General features: G+C 70.2%; 12 protein-coding genes and 6 pseudogenes. 8 read left to right on the forward strand and 10 right to left on the reverse strand.

Features of this window, described 5'->3' with window-relative positions; translation table 11 throughout:
- The first annotated feature begins 37 nt into the window (after positions 1 to 37).
- Entirely contained in the window at positions 38 to 1039 is a 1002-nt protein-coding gene (locus WBG99_RS02030) for an NAD-dependent epimerase/dehydratase family protein (RefSeq protein ID WP_338894623.1), read from the forward strand.
- 52 nt (positions 1040 to 1091) lie between these two features.
- On the opposite strand, the pseudogene WBG99_RS02035 reads toward WBG99_RS02030, so the two are convergent.
- Together WBG99_RS02035 and WBG99_RS02040 are read right to left on the reverse strand one after the other, a co-directional pair.
- Positions 1092 to 1217, reverse strand: a pseudogene (locus WBG99_RS02035) (two-component sensor histidine kinase); the annotation flags it as partial.
- Between the two features lie 70 nt (positions 1218 to 1287).
- A complete protein-coding gene (locus tag WBG99_RS02040) occupies positions 1288 to 2358 on the reverse strand; it encodes a zinc-dependent alcohol dehydrogenase family protein (protein WP_338894624.1) in 1071 nt (356 codons plus the stop codon).
- A gap of 973 nt (positions 2359 to 3331) precedes the next feature.
- On the opposite strand from WBG99_RS02040, the gene ppk2 reads away from it, so the two are divergent.
- Positions 3332 to 4135: a polyphosphate kinase 2 gene (gene ppk2 / locus WBG99_RS02045; protein WP_338894625.1), complete on the forward strand. Its 804-nt coding sequence runs from the start codon at positions 3332 to 3334 to the stop codon at positions 4133 to 4135.
- A gap of 93 nt (positions 4136 to 4228) precedes the next feature.
- Here the strand turns inward: ppk2 and WBG99_RS02050 are convergent.
- Positions 4229 to 4315, reverse strand: a pseudogene (locus WBG99_RS02050) (hypothetical protein); the annotation flags it as partial.
- A 44-nt stretch (positions 4316 to 4359) separates the two neighbouring features.
- On the opposite strand from WBG99_RS02050, the pseudogene WBG99_RS02055 reads away from it, so the two are divergent.
- Positions 4360 to 4509 (forward strand): annotated as a pseudogene (locus WBG99_RS02055) (short chain dehydrogenase); the annotation flags it as partial.
- Between the two features lie 128 nt (positions 4510 to 4637).
- Here WBG99_RS02055 and nhaA read toward each other — a convergent pair.
- Positions 4638 to 5954: a Na+/H+ antiporter NhaA gene (nhaA, locus tag WBG99_RS02060; protein WP_338894626.1), complete on the reverse strand. Its 1317-nt coding sequence runs from the start codon at positions 5952 to 5954 to the stop codon at positions 4638 to 4640.
- 270 nt (positions 5955 to 6224) lie between these two features.
- Entirely contained in the window at positions 6225 to 7304 is a 1080-nt protein-coding gene (locus WBG99_RS02065; protein WP_338894627.1) for a helix-turn-helix domain-containing protein, read from the reverse strand.
- A gap of 324 nt (positions 7305 to 7628) precedes the next feature.
- On the opposite strand from WBG99_RS02065, the gene WBG99_RS02070 reads away from it, so the two are divergent.
- The 4 genes and pseudogenes from WBG99_RS02070 to WBG99_RS02085 all read left to right on the forward strand — a co-directional run bounded on the left by WBG99_RS02070 (position 7629) and on the right by WBG99_RS02085 (position 9279).
- Complete coding sequence (locus WBG99_RS02070; protein WP_338900583.1) at positions 7629 to 7763, forward strand: hypothetical protein; 135 nt, start codon at positions 7629 to 7631, stop codon at positions 7761 to 7763.
- Between the two features lie 196 nt (positions 7764 to 7959).
- Positions 7960 to 8373: a GNAT family N-acetyltransferase gene (locus WBG99_RS02075; RefSeq protein WP_338894628.1), complete on the forward strand. Its 414-nt coding sequence runs from the start codon at positions 7960 to 7962 to the stop codon at positions 8371 to 8373.
- A gap of 283 nt (positions 8374 to 8656) precedes the next feature.
- Positions 8657 to 9013: pseudogene (locus tag WBG99_RS02080) on the forward strand (Tn3 family transposase); the annotation flags it as partial.
- An 83-nt stretch (positions 9014 to 9096) separates the two neighbouring features.
- Entirely contained in the window at positions 9097 to 9279 is a 183-nt protein-coding gene (locus tag WBG99_RS02085) for a Tn3 family transposase (RefSeq protein ID WP_338900181.1), read from the forward strand.
- Between the two features lie 453 nt (positions 9280 to 9732).
- Here the strand turns inward: WBG99_RS02085 and WBG99_RS02090 are convergent, their stop codons facing one another.
- Positions 9733 to 10233 (reverse strand): DUF3515 family protein, encoded by a 501-nt coding sequence (locus WBG99_RS02090; protein ID WP_338894629.1) that lies wholly within the window; start codon positions 10231 to 10233, stop codon positions 9733 to 9735.
- Positions 10234 to 10461: 228 nt separating this feature from the next.
- On the opposite strand from WBG99_RS02090, the gene WBG99_RS02095 reads away from it, so the two are divergent.
- Complete coding sequence (locus WBG99_RS02095; RefSeq protein ID WP_338894630.1) at positions 10462 to 10866, forward strand: hypothetical protein; 405 nt, start codon at positions 10462 to 10464, stop codon at positions 10864 to 10866.
- 74 nt (positions 10867 to 10940) lie between these two features.
- On the opposite strand, the pseudogene WBG99_RS02100 reads toward WBG99_RS02095, so the two are convergent.
- The 4 genes and pseudogenes from WBG99_RS02100 to WBG99_RS02115 form a co-directional block, all read right to left on the reverse strand.
- A pseudogene (locus tag WBG99_RS02100) lies at positions 10941 to 11537 on the reverse strand (site-specific integrase); the annotation flags it as partial.
- A gap of 240 nt (positions 11538 to 11777) precedes the next feature.
- Positions 11778 to 12119: pseudogene (locus tag WBG99_RS02105) on the reverse strand (flotillin family protein); the annotation flags it as partial.
- Between the two features lie 262 nt (positions 12120 to 12381).
- Positions 12382 to 14331, reverse strand: coding sequence for an NAD-binding protein (locus WBG99_RS02110; protein ID WP_338894631.1), 1950 nt, complete (start codon positions 14329 to 14331; stop codon positions 12382 to 12384).
- A 215-nt stretch (positions 14332 to 14546) separates the two neighbouring features.
- The gene (locus tag WBG99_RS02115; protein WP_338894632.1) at positions 14547 to 14753 is read right to left on the reverse strand and encodes a DUF2180 family protein; all 207 of its coding nucleotides are present in this window, start codon (positions 14751 to 14753) and stop codon (positions 14547 to 14549) included.
- Positions 14754 to 14781: the final 28 nt, after the last annotated feature.

Below are 14781 nucleotides of genomic sequence, written 5' to 3' on the forward strand. Positions count from 1 at the left end.
TGCGCTGGGAACGGGGGACGGACCTAGGGTTCGGTGCATGCGTGTACTGATCACCGGCGGTGCCGGGTTCATCGGGTCCCATGTCGTCGAGGCTCTCAGGGAGCGCGGGCATGAGCCCGTCGTGTTCGACGTACGGGAGGAAGCGGGCGGCGACGTCCGAGACCGTACGGCGGTCTCGCGGGCCCTGGCCGGCGTCGACGCGGTGTGTCATCAGGCGGCGATGGTCGGTCTCGGCAACGGCGTCGCCGACGCGGCGGACTACGTCAGCCACAACGACCTGGGTACCGCCGTCCTGCTCGCCGCCATGGCGGAGGCGGAGGTGCGGCGGCTGGTGCTCGCCGGGTCGATGGTGGTCTACGGGGAAGGGCGGTACACGTGCGGGCGGCACGGGGCGGTGCGGCCCGGGCCGCGCGCGGCGGCCGATCTGGCGGAGGGCCGCTTCGAGCCCGCGTGCCCCGTGTGCGGAGCGGATCTGTCTCCCGGGCTGGTCGGTGAGGACGCTCCGGTCGATCCGCGCAACGTGTACGCGACGACGAAGCTCGCCCAGGAGCACCTGGCCGCCGCGTGGGCCCGGTCGACAGGCGGTTCGGCGGTGTCGTTGCGGTACCACAACGTGTACGGCCCCAGGATGCCGCGCGACACGCCGTACGCGGGTGTGGCCTCCTTCTTCCGTTCCGCGCTCGCGCGCGGCGAGGCGCCTCGGGTGTTCGAGGACGGGCGGCAGCGGCGGGACTTCGTGCACGTGCGGGATGTCGCGGCGGCCAACGTGGCGGCGCTGGAGGCGGACACGGCCGAGGGCCGGCTGACTGCGTACAACGCCGGCAGCGGCGAGCCGCACACCGTCGGCGAGATGGCACGGGCGCTGGCCACGGCCTGCGGCGGGCCGGAGCCCGCCGTGACCGGAGAGTACCGCTTGGGCGACGTACGCCACATCACCGCGGACTCGTCCCGGCTGAGGGCCGAACTGGGCTGGAAGCCGGAGGTCGGGTTCGAGGAGGGCATGCGGGAGTTCGCCGCGTCCCGACTGCGCGGTGCGTGAGCGCGGGTCCGCGCTCATGCGTCGGCGTCGGCGTCGGCGTCGGCGTCGGCGTCGGCAGGGTCACCTCGAAGCGGCAGCCGCCCGTGATGTCGCGTACGGTGGCGTGTCCCTGATGGGCCTCGACGATGCCCCGGACGATGGCCGGCCCGCGGCCCGCTCCGGCCGGGGGCGTGTGCGCGCGCCGGATCCGCGCCAGGTCCATCACGGCCTCACGAGGGCCCAGTCGGCCGTCGGGGGGGGTGGTGGCGTCAGACCGCCCGGACGGCGACCTCCTCGTGCGACCGCTCGCCGAGCACCACCTTCAGAGCGCCGGTGTCGGCGGCACGGGCGAAGATGTCGTACGCCTCCTCCATGCGGTCCAGGGGGAAGGTGTGGGTGACCAACTGCCCGGTCGGCAGGCGGCCGGCAGCGGCCATGCGCAGCAGGGTGGGGGTGGAGTGGGTGTCGACCAGGCCGGTGGTGATGGTCACGTTCTTGATCCACAGGTCTTCGAGGTGCAGCGTCGCGGGCTTGCCGTGTACGCCGACGTTGGCCACGTGGCCGCCCGGACGCACCATGCGCGTGCACATCTCGAAGCTCTCCGGCACGCCGACCGCCTCGATGACCACGTCCGCGCCGAGCCCGTCGGTGAGATCGGCGATCAGCTGCTCGGGTTCCTCACGGGCGTCGGCCACGGCATCGGCTCCGAGCTGCTTGGCGGCGTCCAGCCGGGACGCGGCCAGGTCGACGGCGACGATCCGCTCGGGTGCGAACAGGCGCGCCGTGGCGACCGCCGCGAGGCCGATGGGTCCGGCTCCGACCACGGCGACGGTGTCCCCCGGGCGTACGTGCCCGTTGAGCACGCCCACCTCGTACGACGTGGGGAAGATGTCCGCCAGCAGTACGGCGTCCCGGCTCTCGACGGCGCTGGGGAGCACGTGCACGGAGAGGTCGGCGTAGGGGACGCGGACGTACTCGGCCTGGGTGCCGTCGATCAGGTGGCCGAGGATCCAGCCTCCGCCGCCCCGGCACTGGCCGTAGGCGCTCTCCCGGCAGTAGCGGCAGCGCCCGCAGGCGTTGATACAGGAGACCAGCACACGGTCGCCCGGACGTACGGTCCGGACGTCGCTGCCGACCTCCACGATCTCCCCGACGGCCTCGTGCCCGAGGACCGTGCCAGGGCGCACCTCGGGCACATCGCCCTTGAGGATGTGCAGATCCGTGCCGCAGATGGTCACGGCGTCGACCCGCACGACGGCGTCGGTGGGCTCCTCGAGGGCAGGGTCCGGGATCTCCTCCCAGGCCGACTGCCCGGGTCCGTGGAAGACGAAGCCTTTCATGACGCTCTCACCGTCCTTCTTCGAGTGCCGCGATTGCCCCACATATCCAGCTTGTCCCACAGACGTCCGCTCCGCCCGGGCGTCCGGCCCACGTCACCGGCCGACCGGGTCCACCGGGTCCCCGTCCCGTCGTCCGGCGCAGGGAGGCCACCGGCCCGGTCGCACCTCTGCGGCAGGGTCGGCGCGCCCCTCCGGTCACCGGCTCCGTCTCCGCTTCGGCCGGCTGAGTCGGCGCCGGGAGCCGGGCCCTTGGGGCCGTATCGGCAGAGGGCGGCGGTCGCCGGCCCGGGACCGCGCGGGCCGCGTAACGCCTTGGCCCGAAGCCCTTTCCTCGCCGCCGGGTTGGCCCCGCCCAGCCCGGCGGCGAGTGCTCTTCGCCTCATGCCGGGGCCGAAGCCTCCTGGCTGGGCACGGATGGCGTCCCGCCGGGTGGTGTAGCCGATCAAGGCGCCGGAATCCGCAGGTCAGGGACGGTGGCTCCGCCGGACCAGGGGTTCAACTCGCCTCAGCAGGACGCCTCGTGGGCTGCCACCTCTGCGGAGATCGTCAGGGGCCTCGTACCGGAACGCATAACGCTTGATCCCCTACACCACGACGCGGGACGCGACCCGGGCACGTCTCCCGCGCGGGCTGGGGACGACATCCGGTCAGCCGTCGTTCTCCGTGCCGGCCCAGTCCCAGGTGTCTGCTGTGCGCGCGGTCGGCGTTGGGCCTGGGCCATGGAGAGCCGGTCGAAGCAGGTCCGTTCACCGGTCACGAGTCGGCGAGCGCGGACGGCCCGCCGTGCCCCGGGCGGCACACATGCTCGGTACTGGGCTCGGATCCGGCCCGGGGCCAGGTGGTCGGCGGCCCGCCCGCGGACGTCCGGGTGCGCGGCTCACCGTCGGAAAGTACGGTGACGTTCTGGTGTTCGACCTTGGTCATGGGTGACTCCGGAACTCATCGACGGGGGTCGTCGGGTGGTGGAGGCGACATGGCCGACAAGAAGACGACGAAGGTGCCGCGTGCGGCGTACGAGAAGGAACTGCTGCGTCTGCAGACGGAGTTGGTGAAGCTCCAGGAGTGGGTGCGGGCAAAGGGCGCCCGGCTGGTCGTGGTCTTCGAGGGACGGGACGCGGCCGGCAAGGGCGGGACGATCAAACGGGTCGCCGAGCATCTCAACCCGCGCGTCGCCCAGATCACGGCTCTGCCGAAGCCTACGGAGCGCGAGCGCACCCAGTGGTACTTCCAGCGCTATGTCGAGCACCTGCCGGCCGCCGGGGAGATCGTGCTGTTCGACCGGTCCTGGTACAACCGGGCCGGGGTCGAGCAGGTGATGGGCTTCTGTACGAAGGAGGAGTACCAGCTCTTCCTGCGGCAGTGCCCGGTCTTCGAGCGGATGCTGGTGGAGGACGGGATCCTGCTGCGCAAGTACTGGTTCTCGGTGAGCGACACCGAGCAGCAGGAACGCTTCCGGCGCCGGCTGGAGGACCCGTTGCGACGCTGGAAGCTGTCGCCGATGGACCTGGAGTCGATCACCCGCTGGGAGGCGTACTCCCGGGCCAAGGACGAGATGATGGTGCACACCGACATCTCCGAGGCACCCTGGTACGTGGTCGAGAGCGACGACAAGCGGCGGGCCCGGCTGAACATGATCGCCCACCTGCTGGAATCCGTGCCGTACCACGAGGTCCCGCCGCCGGTGCTGGACCTGCCCGAGCGCCCGCCGTCGGCCGGCTACCGGCGCCCGCCGCGTGATCTGCGGACCTACGTCCCCGATCACGCGGCGAGTCTCTGAGCAGCCGGTCCCCGTACTCACGGCGGTGGCGCACAGCACCACCGAGCGGTCGGCGAGATCGGCCGGGCGCACAGCCGGGCGCCGGGCAAGCGGATCGTCCTCGGGCACGGCGGCCAGGCGCCCCTCCGGGTACAGGGGCCGCACGGTCGGCCCGGCGCCCGGGGCGGGCGTGGTGCGCACCAGCGCCGCGTCGATGTCTCCCTGGCGCAGGGCCGCCTCCGGGTCACGCGGTCAGCCCCACGGTGTTCACCGAGAGCCTCGCCAAGTACGGGAACTACTTCCCCGGCATGGCACCGGTCGTCCTCGCCGACGTCGCGCAGGCATACGTCCGATCCGTGGAGGGCGCCCAGACCGGGCAGGTCTACATTCCGTAGCGCACTTCGTGATGACCCGCTGGAGTGATCACCCCGAGCGCGGGTGGGGACACGGGCACCGCTTCGGCCGTAGCGATTCCGCCGGGGTGTGTCCCGGCGGGATTCCCCGCGACCATGGCCGCGCTTCGTCAGCCCGTGTCTTCGACGGTGTCCCGGCCGGGGCCGGTGCGCTGGTAGATGTCGGGCACGCCGTCGGCGTCCTCGTCCCGTGTCTCCGCCTCCCACAGGCGGCGGTAGATCCCGTTGCGGCGTTTGATCAGCAGCACCGCCACGGCCGCGGCGAGCAGCGAGCCGAGCAGAACGGCGGCCTTGATGTGTTCCGCGTCGGCCGGGTCCGGGAAGGCCAGTCCACCGATGAGCAGGGCGACGGTGAAGCCGATCCCGGCCAGCACCGCCAGGGCGAACACGTCCGCCCACGCCAGATCGGGGTTGAGGCGGGCGCGGGTGAAGCGGGCCGCCGCGTAGGTGCCCACGAAGATTCCCACCGTCTTGCCCACGACCAGGCCCAGCACCACTCCCAGCGGCTCCGGACGTGTGAACACCTCCCCCATGACGCCGGCCGAGACGCTCACCCCTGCGGCGAACAGCGCGAAGAGCGGAACCGCCACACCGGCCGATACCGGCCGCAGCAGATGCTCCGTCCGCTCCCCCGGAGAGGCGGCCTCGCCCTCGTCCCGGGTGGTCCGCAGGATCAGGCCCATCGCCACACCGGCGACCGTGGCGTGCACACCGCCGTTGTACGTCAGCGCCCAGATCGCCACGCCCAGCGGCACGTACCACCACCAGCCGCGCACCCGGAATCGCTGCAGCACGTAGAACACGACCAGCCCCACCGCGGCTCCGGCCAGCGCGGTCGGGTTCAGATCGCTGGTGAAGAAAAGGGCGATCACCAGGATCGCACCCAGGTCGTCGACCACCGCCAGAGTGAGCAGGAAGGCCCGCAGGGAGGAGGGCAGATGGGTGGAGAGCACCGCGAGGACGGCGAGCGCGAAGGCGATGTCGGTGGCCATCGGCACCGCCCAGCCCTGCCCGCGGCCGCCTCCGAGTGTGGTGGTGGCCAGGTAGACGGCGGCGGGGACCGCCATGCCGCACAGGGCGGCGACCACGGGCAGGGCGGCCGTGGCGGGCGTCCGCAGCTCGCCGACGACGAGCTCGCGTTTCAGTTCGATCCCGGCCACCAGGAAGAAGATGGTCAGCAGCCCGTCCGCGGTCCAGTGCCCCACCGACAGGTCCAGGCCGAGCGCCGGTATCCCGAAATGGACATCGCGTACGTGCTCGTAGGTGCCGCTCCACGGGGTGTTCGCCCACACCAGCGCCACCACGGCCGCCGCCAGCAGCACCAGCCCGCCGACCGTCTCCGTGCGCAGGGCCCGCGCCACCTGTACCCGCTCCGGCCAGGGCAGCAGGCCGAGGAAGACGGAACGTTCACGCCTGCCATCGCGCATCCGGGAGAACCTCCACAGCATCGAGTTGGGGGCACACGTGCCTCTTCGACACCGACGAGACTTCCCGGCACACCCCGCGTCGCCTGACGCATGCTTTTCACACTATCCACAGCTATCGCCTGTATACGCCCCCGGGCCGCTGTGACGTGCGACGATACGCTGTGATCGTTGTCACGGCCGGAGTCCGGACGGTGAGTGGCGCGAGACGGCTGGTCCACCGTGGTACCGCGCGCTTCGACCCCGGTGGCGAGCCAGGCCATGTCCTCTTCCCTACGCGCTTGAGACGGGCCTCGTCGGCCAGTCCAGCAGCCGGGCCCCGATCACCGCGGTCTGCAGGGTGTAGCGGTGCACCGGGTCGGACGGGTCGGCACCGGTGAGCTTGTGGATGCGTTCCAGCCGGTAGGTGAAGGCGCGCGCACTCAGTGACAGCCGCCGCGCCGCCTCGGCCGACACACAGCCGGAGTCGAAATAGGCGGTGAGGGTCTCAAGGAGTGGCTTGACCCCGCCGCGGGCGCCGCGCAGCGGGCCGAGGGCGCTTTCGACCAGGTCGGCCATGGCCTGCCGGTCGCGGGTGAGGACGGGGTAGACAAGGAGGTCGGCGGCGTGCAATACGGGTTCGTCGAGTTCGAGGCGTTCGCCCAGGTCGAGGGCGTTCAGGGCTTCCTCGTAGGACTGGACGACGCCGGCCGCGCCGGGCTGGGGGCGGCCGATGCCGACCTGGCCGCCGCCGGTGGCGGCGAACGCCTGCTTGGCGAAGTGGGCCAGCACCTCGCTCTGGTCACCCGGGGCGATGCACACCAGTCTGCCGTCCTTGGTGGTGAGCAGGATGCTGCGGTCGCCGAACCGGCCGATCAGCGCACGCTCCACCTCCCGGAGAACCATGTCCCCCTCTTCGTACGCGACCGTGCCGCGTGCCACGGCGACCGCGTGCTCGTACGACAGGCGCAGCCCGTAGCGTTCCGCGCGCTGGGCGAGCCGGCCCAGGTCGCTGCGGCCGTACAGCAGGTCGTCGATGAACTCGCGGCGAGTGGCTTCTTCCTGGCGTACGGCGAGCCGTTGCGCCCTCTCGTAGCCCTCGGCGAATGCGTCGACCGCCTGGGCCACGGCGTTCAGCACGTCGTCCACGACAACGTGGTTCCGGGTGGGCCAGTGCGCCCGGGTGGCTGACATGTGGGCGCCGACCATGGCGCGCAGTCCCTGGCCGGCCTCGGCGGCCTGCTCACCCAGCGCACGACGCGAATCCAGCTCGTCCCGGGTCAGTCGGCGACCGGTCGCCGAGGCATCGGCGAGGATGCGGGCGTAACCCTCCAGGTACTCCGCGTACTCGTCGGACACGTCCCGCCCCGTCATGTGAGCCCCCCGTTCGGATGCGCTGTCGACGTCTTTGTAGCGCATAGCCCGCCGGAGTGATTCCTCGTGCGCGTGCGGGCGCTCGCCGGTCACCGCCCGTACGCCGCCTCCAGGTGTGCCGGGAAGCGTGGTCGGCGGGCATGTTCCTTTCAGGAGGACAAGAGCCTGTCAGCACGGCGTGGAGAACGTGTAGGGTTCCCCACGGTGTGCCGGGAAGACTGGTCGGCGGTCTTGAGGGAACTCTCTTCGCCGATCGAGGGTCGTGGTCATGGTGTCCGTCGTGGTCTTCGCGGGTGCATCACGCCGGACAGCGAGATCGTGTCCGTGACGGCCGATCTGGCCCTGTTCGCGGTGCTGTGCACCGAAGCCTTCTCCATCGTCGCGCACAGCTCCACCGATGTGCCGATCGCCCGCCTCTTTCACGTCGACGACCTCGCCGCCAATCCCGTCCGGACGTGAGGACGTCGGCACACGGTCCCAGGAGGCCCCTTCAGATGCGCGCGTGTGATATCGCCCAGCCGTACCCGACCGCGTCCGTTGACGACGGCGCCCTGGAAGCCGCGCGGGTGGCGGTTGCCCGGAGGCGTCAAAAACCTGGCGCAGGAGCCTGACCGGACCTGCTCACCGGGCGGAGAGGGCGGGAGGGCCACCCACGATGACCGGGTTCTGGAACACCGGCGCCCCGGACGGTCAGTCACCACGACTGAGTTTCGTCGCCCCCACTGCTCCGAGCGGCCCGACGGAGCTCGTCCTGCTCGATCCGTGCGGCGAAGTCATCGGCCGGCTCCGTTTCCGTGCCTGTGTGACCTGCCGGACCGGGCGCATCCTGGACCTCTGGGTCGGTGACGCGTGGCAGCGCCAAGGGCTGGGGCGGGACCTCGTGCGTTTCCTGTTCGCCCACCGTCCCGGTCACCGGTGGAGCACCACCCTCCAGAGTCGCCCCGGGCGGGCCTTCTTCACGGCGATGACACGGGAGACCACCGTGAGCCTGCTTCCCGGTGGCCCGTTGTGCCCCCATCTCATGGGCTGGTTCCGGCGCACCTTGCGTCGGCTGCCGCACGCCCGCTGAGGGGCTTGAGGAACATCCATGTCGGATCGTGCGCTAAGCCTTCTCGGTGTTGATTGACGCTTTGACCTGGGGTGATCGCATGTCAGAGCCTTCGTGGGTCGCTGTTGTCGATCTTCGGAGAGTTGTTGTGGCGGTCGAGTTTCTGTCAGGTGAGCAGGCTGGGTACGGGGCGTTTGCCGGGGCGCCGTCCCGAACCGAGTTGGAGCGGTACTTCTTCCTGGACGGCGCGGACAGGGAGGCGTTCACCTACGCGCCGCAGTTGGCCGACTTGCCGGACCAGAAGATGTGGCGCACCGACCGCACGGCCAACTACGGCGCGTTCCAGGACGCGGCCCGCGGCCGGGTCGACCTGGTCCGGATCGAGCGGCGCTGGGAGGACATCCTGCGGATCATCGGCTCGATCCACACCGGGTCCGTGCGAGCCTACGACGTGATCCGGATGCTGTCGCGCGACGGCCGGCCCACCCCGCTGGGCGACGCGATCGCGCACTACGGGCGCATTTCCAAGACCCTGCACATCCTGCGTCTGGCGGACGAGCCGGCCTACCGACGGAAAATCAGGGTGCAGGCCAACCTCCAGGAGGGCCGCCATGCGCTCGCCCGGAAGATCTTCCACGGCAAGGCCGGGCAGCTCTACCAGCGCTACCAGGACGGCATGGAGGACCAGATCGGCGCCCTCGGCCTCGTCCTCAACGCCCTGGTGTGCTCTTCAACACCCGCTACATGGATGCCGCCATCACCCAGCTCCGGGCCGACGGCTTCGACGTCCGCGACGAGGACGTGGCCCGCCTCTCGCCGTTCGTGCGACACCACATCAACATGCTGGGCCGGTACTCCTTCCAGCTCCCGGATCTGCCCGGCGGCCTGCGCCCGCTGCGCGGCCCGGACGCGGCCGAAGAGGCATAAGCCCGGTGCGGGTGGCATTCACCGCCGGGCTATCTCGGCGGTGACGTTTGCACTGGTCAACGGCTCGTAGGGTGCCGGGAGCCGTAACGCCAACTGAGGTCGCGGCATGTGAGGTAGGCGGCGAAGAAAGTTCCGGGCTGCTGCTGGGGACGCGGCACTGAGGGTGTGGCGGTCACTACACGGGTGGGTGCGGCGGCCGTTGGTGGGATCGGCTCCTGGTCCGAGTCGAGTCATTCAGCCCGGGGGTAGGCGTGGCAGCTCGGTGGTGTCGATGATGTGGGCCCGTGAGGGTGGGGGAGCAGGAAATTGTGGACTTCGGTGTACTGGTCTGCGATGCCGTCGGACAGAACGTAGGGCTGGAAGTCACGTCCCGCCGCGTCGATCACAGTGGGCAGGACGACTCCGGCGGCTTTCTGCAGCCATGGCCGAGTTGCTTCTCAACTCGCGTCCGGCTTAATCAACGTCATCGAGAGAAAGGCACTTGTGCTCACCCTGAGGGATCTGTTTGACGACGCGGTTGAGCTCCACTAGGACGTCTCCCGGCGATAGGGCAGAGTCGCTGACGGTAACCTCATTGGCAGGATGGCGTCCGTATGTTGTTAGGGTGCGGGGCCCGCCGTCCTTGGCCTTCTCCTCATCGAGAACCCAGTCAACCCCGTCGACGGTCATACACAAGTTGATCGTCGGATTCAAAGGCGTCACGCCACATCGCAGAACAATCCCGCCGTCACCCCACGCGGCCGTACCGACACCCGTGGTTTCCTGCTTCCCTTTACTCATAACGTTTCGGGGAAGTTCGGCCCCCACGGAATCGCACTTCTGGCTTCCCCCGTCCGGTGCAGCCGTTACGGAGTAGGTACCCGTCATGAAAACGAGAAAGAAAGCGGAAGTCAACAGCAGTGCTCCTGCAGTACCGCCGATGAGAAAGTGTCTTTTGTTCAACCGGATGGGCATTCGCTCGACTCTGTCGATTTGGCTGAGGGTGGTGTCTCGCCCAGACTACCCAGTCCCGATCCGCCGCCACTCCCCCCTCACGTCGACCGCGCCCAGACGCCACAAACGCGGTACGCAACGCGGCGCTTCCCCATGCTCAAGGAATCAGCAAAATTCGCATAAGTGAGACAATGGCTTGTGTACTCCTGCATGCGCATTATGATCATTTTCATGAGATCTGCACGTGTTGTGCGCACTGGAGTCATAGCTGCGGCTGCTGCGGCTCTCGTCCTTTCCTTCGTCGGCCCCGCCTCGGCGGCCGACGTGGCCCCGACGGCCGCGGGAGAGTGCGACTACCTCGGCTCATCCGGTGTCTACGAAGTCAACGGACAGTTCTACAGCCAGCGGTTCAACTCACACGGTTGCAACGTCAAGGTCTGCTGGACCACCAACTCCACCAATAACTGGTACTACGGCCTCTACGAATACGACGAGTCGAACGCCGATGACAAGGTTGGGACGACGCGGACCCAGACTGCCGGAGGCTGCGAGGAATGGGCCGTGGGGGACTATGTCGACGGTGACAACGGACTTGCCGAGATGTACGCGGTGACCAACGACTCGAAGGTCACGAAGGTCGAGTTCTGGGACTAGCCTCAACCCAGGGTGCGGCGTGGTCGCAGAGCGTCAGGTTCGTGACGATCTGCCAGTTCAGCAGCGACCCTGGAACCGCGGGATCGGCCCTTGAGTAGCCGGGGCAGCAACCGGGCGGTGCCGGCACCCCAGTACACGGGCTCCAGCACGTAGTCCTCACGCGACTGGCCCCGGCGGCGGGCCTTGGTCCGGGCGCCCTTGGCCTTGACCAGGCAACGGCGCCCGGCGAGGTCTAGCTCCTCGATGTTGACGTCCAGGATCTCCTCGGACCGCCCGGCGGTCTCGTAGAGCATCCGCCACAGCGTCTTCTCCCGCAGATGCACCTCGCGCCGCGCGATCAGCCGGTCGACCGCCATCTTCGAGCGGGCCGGGGTCTCGGAGTCCGGCACCGCCAGCCGCTTCGCCCAGGTCGGGACCATCGGGCCCTCGTAGCCTCGCTCACGGCACCAACCGAGCCAGGACAGCACCCCCGCCCGGCGGGAGTTCCAGGTGTTGACCGCCGCTGTGCCCCAGAGCAGTTCCAGGGCCTCGCCGAGCCGTTCGGCGGTCTTGCCCACCCCGATCCCATAGTTCCGGACCGTGTTCGGGTTGCCGAGCGAGTCGAGAAACACGTTGGCCGCCGCCCTGACGGTCAACGCCTTACCGGTCGGCAGTTGCACGACGGTGGGCACCGCTTCCCCTTGCCACAGATAACAGGGCCGCTTCGCGTAGGAACCGAAGAGCGTCACCGCAGGTGACGAATCAAGCTACCGCAGATATTGGGGTGTTATCTGTGGGAAGACTTCAGACCAGTCCCGTGACCGACGCACCGTCAGCCGCCCACCAGGGCCGACGAAGGCTTAGCGCACGATCTGACATGGATGTTCCTCAACCCCCGCTGAAGGCCGGGAAGGGGTGACGGCGCGATCGCGCATCTGCAGGACGGCGGCATCACGTACTGGGCGAAGGCGTCGGCCTTCTTCCGCATCGCCTCGGCCTCCGCCTCGGCCTCGGCGGCACCCGTGGCACCGATCGCGGCGGCCTCCGCCTCACCCTCGACGCGTACGGCGTCGGCGAGCGCGGCGCGCTGCCGCCTTCTCGCCCTCACCGGTCAGCCGTGCCCGGTCGGCGGCGGCCTCGGCCTCCTTGACGGACGCGATGCGACGGGCCTCGGCCTCCTGCTCGGCCTGGTAGCGGGCGGCGTCGGCGGGCTTGCGGATCTTGGTGTCCAACTCGCGGTCGGTCAGTGCCGCCTGGCGTTCGGCGACCTTCTGGCCGCCGTTGTCGGTGAAGACACGCCCGGTCTCGAAGTCGGTGGCCGTCTTGCCGCACCGCCCGGTGACGATGAACGCCTCGCTCGGACCCGCGACCTTGTGGGTGATGACGACGAGGCCCAACAGGACAAGGAGTACGACGACTCCGATCACGGCGATGACGACTGGGCTCATGATGTCTTTCTCCTCGGCCCTCCCAGGGGACGGAAGATCGATACGGGTTCAGGATGACGGCCGAGTCGATGGCGCCCATGGAGAAGATCTACGGTGTGGCGGGATCGGCCGGCCGGGGGTGGCGGCCGAGTAGTTCGGCGAGCCCCTGCCGGGTGGCCGCCAGGACCACCCGGTCCTCGGGCCGCAGGACGTAACCGGGGTGCAGTTCCCAGACCAGCCCGGGAGACCGGTCGTCGCCGTCGGCCGGGTGGGCCGCGGCGAGGTCGGGGCGCCGGTCGGCGGGGGCGGCGGCGTCCAGGGCCAGAACGCGCCAGGCCCCGGGCCGGAACGCTTCGGCGATCGTGCGGCCCTCCAGTTGCGGGTGTCCCGCGACGACGAGCGCGGCGAAGAGGAGCACCTTGCGTTCGACGGGGATGGCGCCGAGGATCTGGCGGCCCATCATCGCGCCGGCGAAGGCGGGGGCCGCGAGGCTGGAGACGCTGCGGCTGCGCGTGAGGGCCTGGGGATGGGCGGCGCGCAGGGTGCGGTAGACGGCGGTGGCGAAGTCGTCGTCGTACAGCCGCAGCGCGACTCTGAGGTCGGGCTTGACGGAGCGTGCGTACAGGGCGGCTTCGAGGTTGGTGGTGTCGGCGCTGGTCAGGGCGAGCAGGGCGTGCGCACGGTGGATCTTGGCCGACTCCAGGACGCCTTCCTCGGTGACGTCCCCGATCACGGTGGGGACGCGCAGGCGGCGGGCCAGCGGGACGCCACGCGCCTCGGGATCCGACTCCACGCAGACGACGGGGATGTCGAGTTCGTTGAGCCGGGCCAGCACACGGGTGCCGATCTTGCCGAGACCGAGCAGGACGACATGCCCCGACAGACCACGCGGCGGGCGGCGCAGCGCGGAGGCGCTGCGGAAGGTGCCCAGGCCCTCCAGCACGGCGGCGGTCATCACCGGCAGCAGCAGCAACCCGGCGAGCCCGGAGAGGAGTTGGATGATCTGGCGGCTCAACGGCTCGCCGAGCGCCGGGTCGTCGATGGCGAAGAGGTCGAGCAGGGTGAGGTAGGTGGCGTACACGAGGTCGTCGTCGGTGGTCAGCCAGGAGGCGACGGCGAGGCCGAGGACGCAGGCGATCAGGCCGAACAGCGACCAGCGCAGCCGAGGCGAGAACAGCTGCCCCAGCGAGGCGCCCCGGCCGGTCAGCCGGCCGGCGGGCAGCAACGGCCCGCTGTAGGAGACGGCTTCCAGCACCACCCTGCCGTGCCCGGTCGCCGCGGTCACCGCCTCCTCGTCGGGCAGGAGCTGGGGGGCCTCCGTCCCGCTGCGGTCCGAACCCTCCGCCCCGGCGGGGTCGTTGGCCGTCGACGACAGCAGTGCCAGGGTGCACATGGCGGGTGCGGCGGCCTCACCCCGGCGCGGCCACGTACGCTCCACCGCCCGCAGCAGCAGCCCGTCCGCCTGCACCACCTTGCTGGTGCCGGCGACCGCGGTGGCGGCCAGGGCCGGTGCGGCGGTGTCCGCGTCGGACAGGACGGTGGTGGAGGTGTCAAGAGCCACCGGGTCCAGCCCCGGGGAGGCGACGACGGCGGCCTGGTCCAGGAGCTCCTCCAGGTGCTGACCGAGCTTGCGGTTGTACAGCCGGATGACGAGGCGCACCTGAGGGTTGAGCCGCCGGGCGATCAGCGCCGTACGGATGTTCGCTTCATCGTCCTCGTGCACCAGAGCCACCGCGGTGGCCCGTGCCACACCGGCTGCCGCGAGCACCTCGTCGGTGAGCTCCGCCGCCTCCAGCCTCTGCTCGTCGTCGGCCGCGTCCGGCACGGTGCCGGCGGTCCTCGTCATCACCGAGGACACCCGCCCGAGGAGCGCCGTAGCCCGAGCCCGGCCGGTGGGCGACGCGCCCGTCACGGCACCGCTCCCCGTGGGAGCCACGAGCGTGACGTGCTCACGGTAGACCTCTCGCAGCTCGTCGGACAGCCGGTGGGCCAGCCCGTCATCACCACAGACGATCATGTGCCCGCTGCGAGGCCGCATCTGACGCGGGAGGGAAGACATGGAAGATCACTTTGCCGCAGTCCGGCAGTTGTCGCCATGCCTACGCCACAGATCGCGCAGGTGAGGGTGGCGCGGCGGCGAGTCGAGCCACGTCAGGACGCGGGTCCCGTCCCGATCGCCGGCGTGCCACGGGGCCGATCTCGGCCGGACGGGACCCTGTACGTCGTCGGGTGCCCGCGGGCCGGCTCACCACGGACGGGATGTGCGACACGCCCTCACGCGGATGCCTCCGCCTCACGGCACACCGGACAGGTCAGCTGACGGGCGGCCCGGTCGTGGGTCACCTTGCCGGGACTGGCGGGCCCGCGCAGCACCTTGCTCTCGGAGCGCACGTGATCAGCGCACACAGCCGCTCCGCACACACGGCAGACGGCCACCGCGGCCACCGTACGACCTTGCTGGGCACACTCGTAACAGTTCATGGCCAGGGCCTTTCGGTCGGGAAGCCCT

Origin of the sequence: Streptomyces sp. TG1A-60 (assembly GCF_037201975.1) — a bacterium.
In the GTDB taxonomy this organism is placed as follows: domain Bacteria; phylum Actinomycetota; class Actinomycetes; order Streptomycetales; family Streptomycetaceae; genus Streptomyces.

Bases quoted from the DNA above. Each gene is read 5' to 3' on its own strand.
- WBG99_RS02030 (WP_338894623.1), top strand. From the start codon at position 38: ATGCGTGTACTGATCACCGGCGGTGCCGGGTTCATCGGGTCCCATGTC.
- WBG99_RS02040 (WP_338894624.1), bottom strand. From the start codon at position 2,358: ATGAAAGGCTTCGTCTTCCACGGACCCGGGCAGTCGGCCTGGGAGGAG.
- ppk2 (WP_338894625.1), top strand. From the start codon at position 3,332: ATGGCCGACAAGAAGACGACGAAGGTGCCGCGTGCGGCGTACGAGAAG.
- nhaA (WP_338894626.1), bottom strand. From the start codon at position 5,954: ATGCGCGATGGCAGGCGTGAACGTTCCGTCTTCCTCGGCCTGCTGCCC.
- WBG99_RS02065 (WP_338894627.1), bottom strand. From the start codon at position 7,304: ATGACGGGGCGGGACGTGTCCGACGAGTACGCGGAGTACCTGGAGGGT.
- WBG99_RS02075 (WP_338894628.1), top strand. From the start codon at position 7,960: ATGACCGGGTTCTGGAACACCGGCGCCCCGGACGGTCAGTCACCACGA.
- WBG99_RS02085 (WP_338900181.1), top strand. From the start codon at position 9,097: ATGGATGCCGCCATCACCCAGCTCCGGGCCGACGGCTTCGACGTCCGC.
- WBG99_RS02090 (WP_338894629.1), bottom strand. From the start codon at position 10,233: ATGCCCATCCGGTTGAACAAAAGACACTTTCTCATCGGCGGTACTGCA.
- WBG99_RS02110 (WP_338894631.1), bottom strand. From the start codon at position 14,331: ATGTCTTCCCTCCCGCGTCAGATGCGGCCTCGCAGCGGGCACATGATC.
- WBG99_RS02115 (WP_338894632.1), bottom strand. From the start codon at position 14,753: ATGAACTGTTACGAGTGTGCCCAGCAAGGTCGTACGGTGGCCGCGGTG.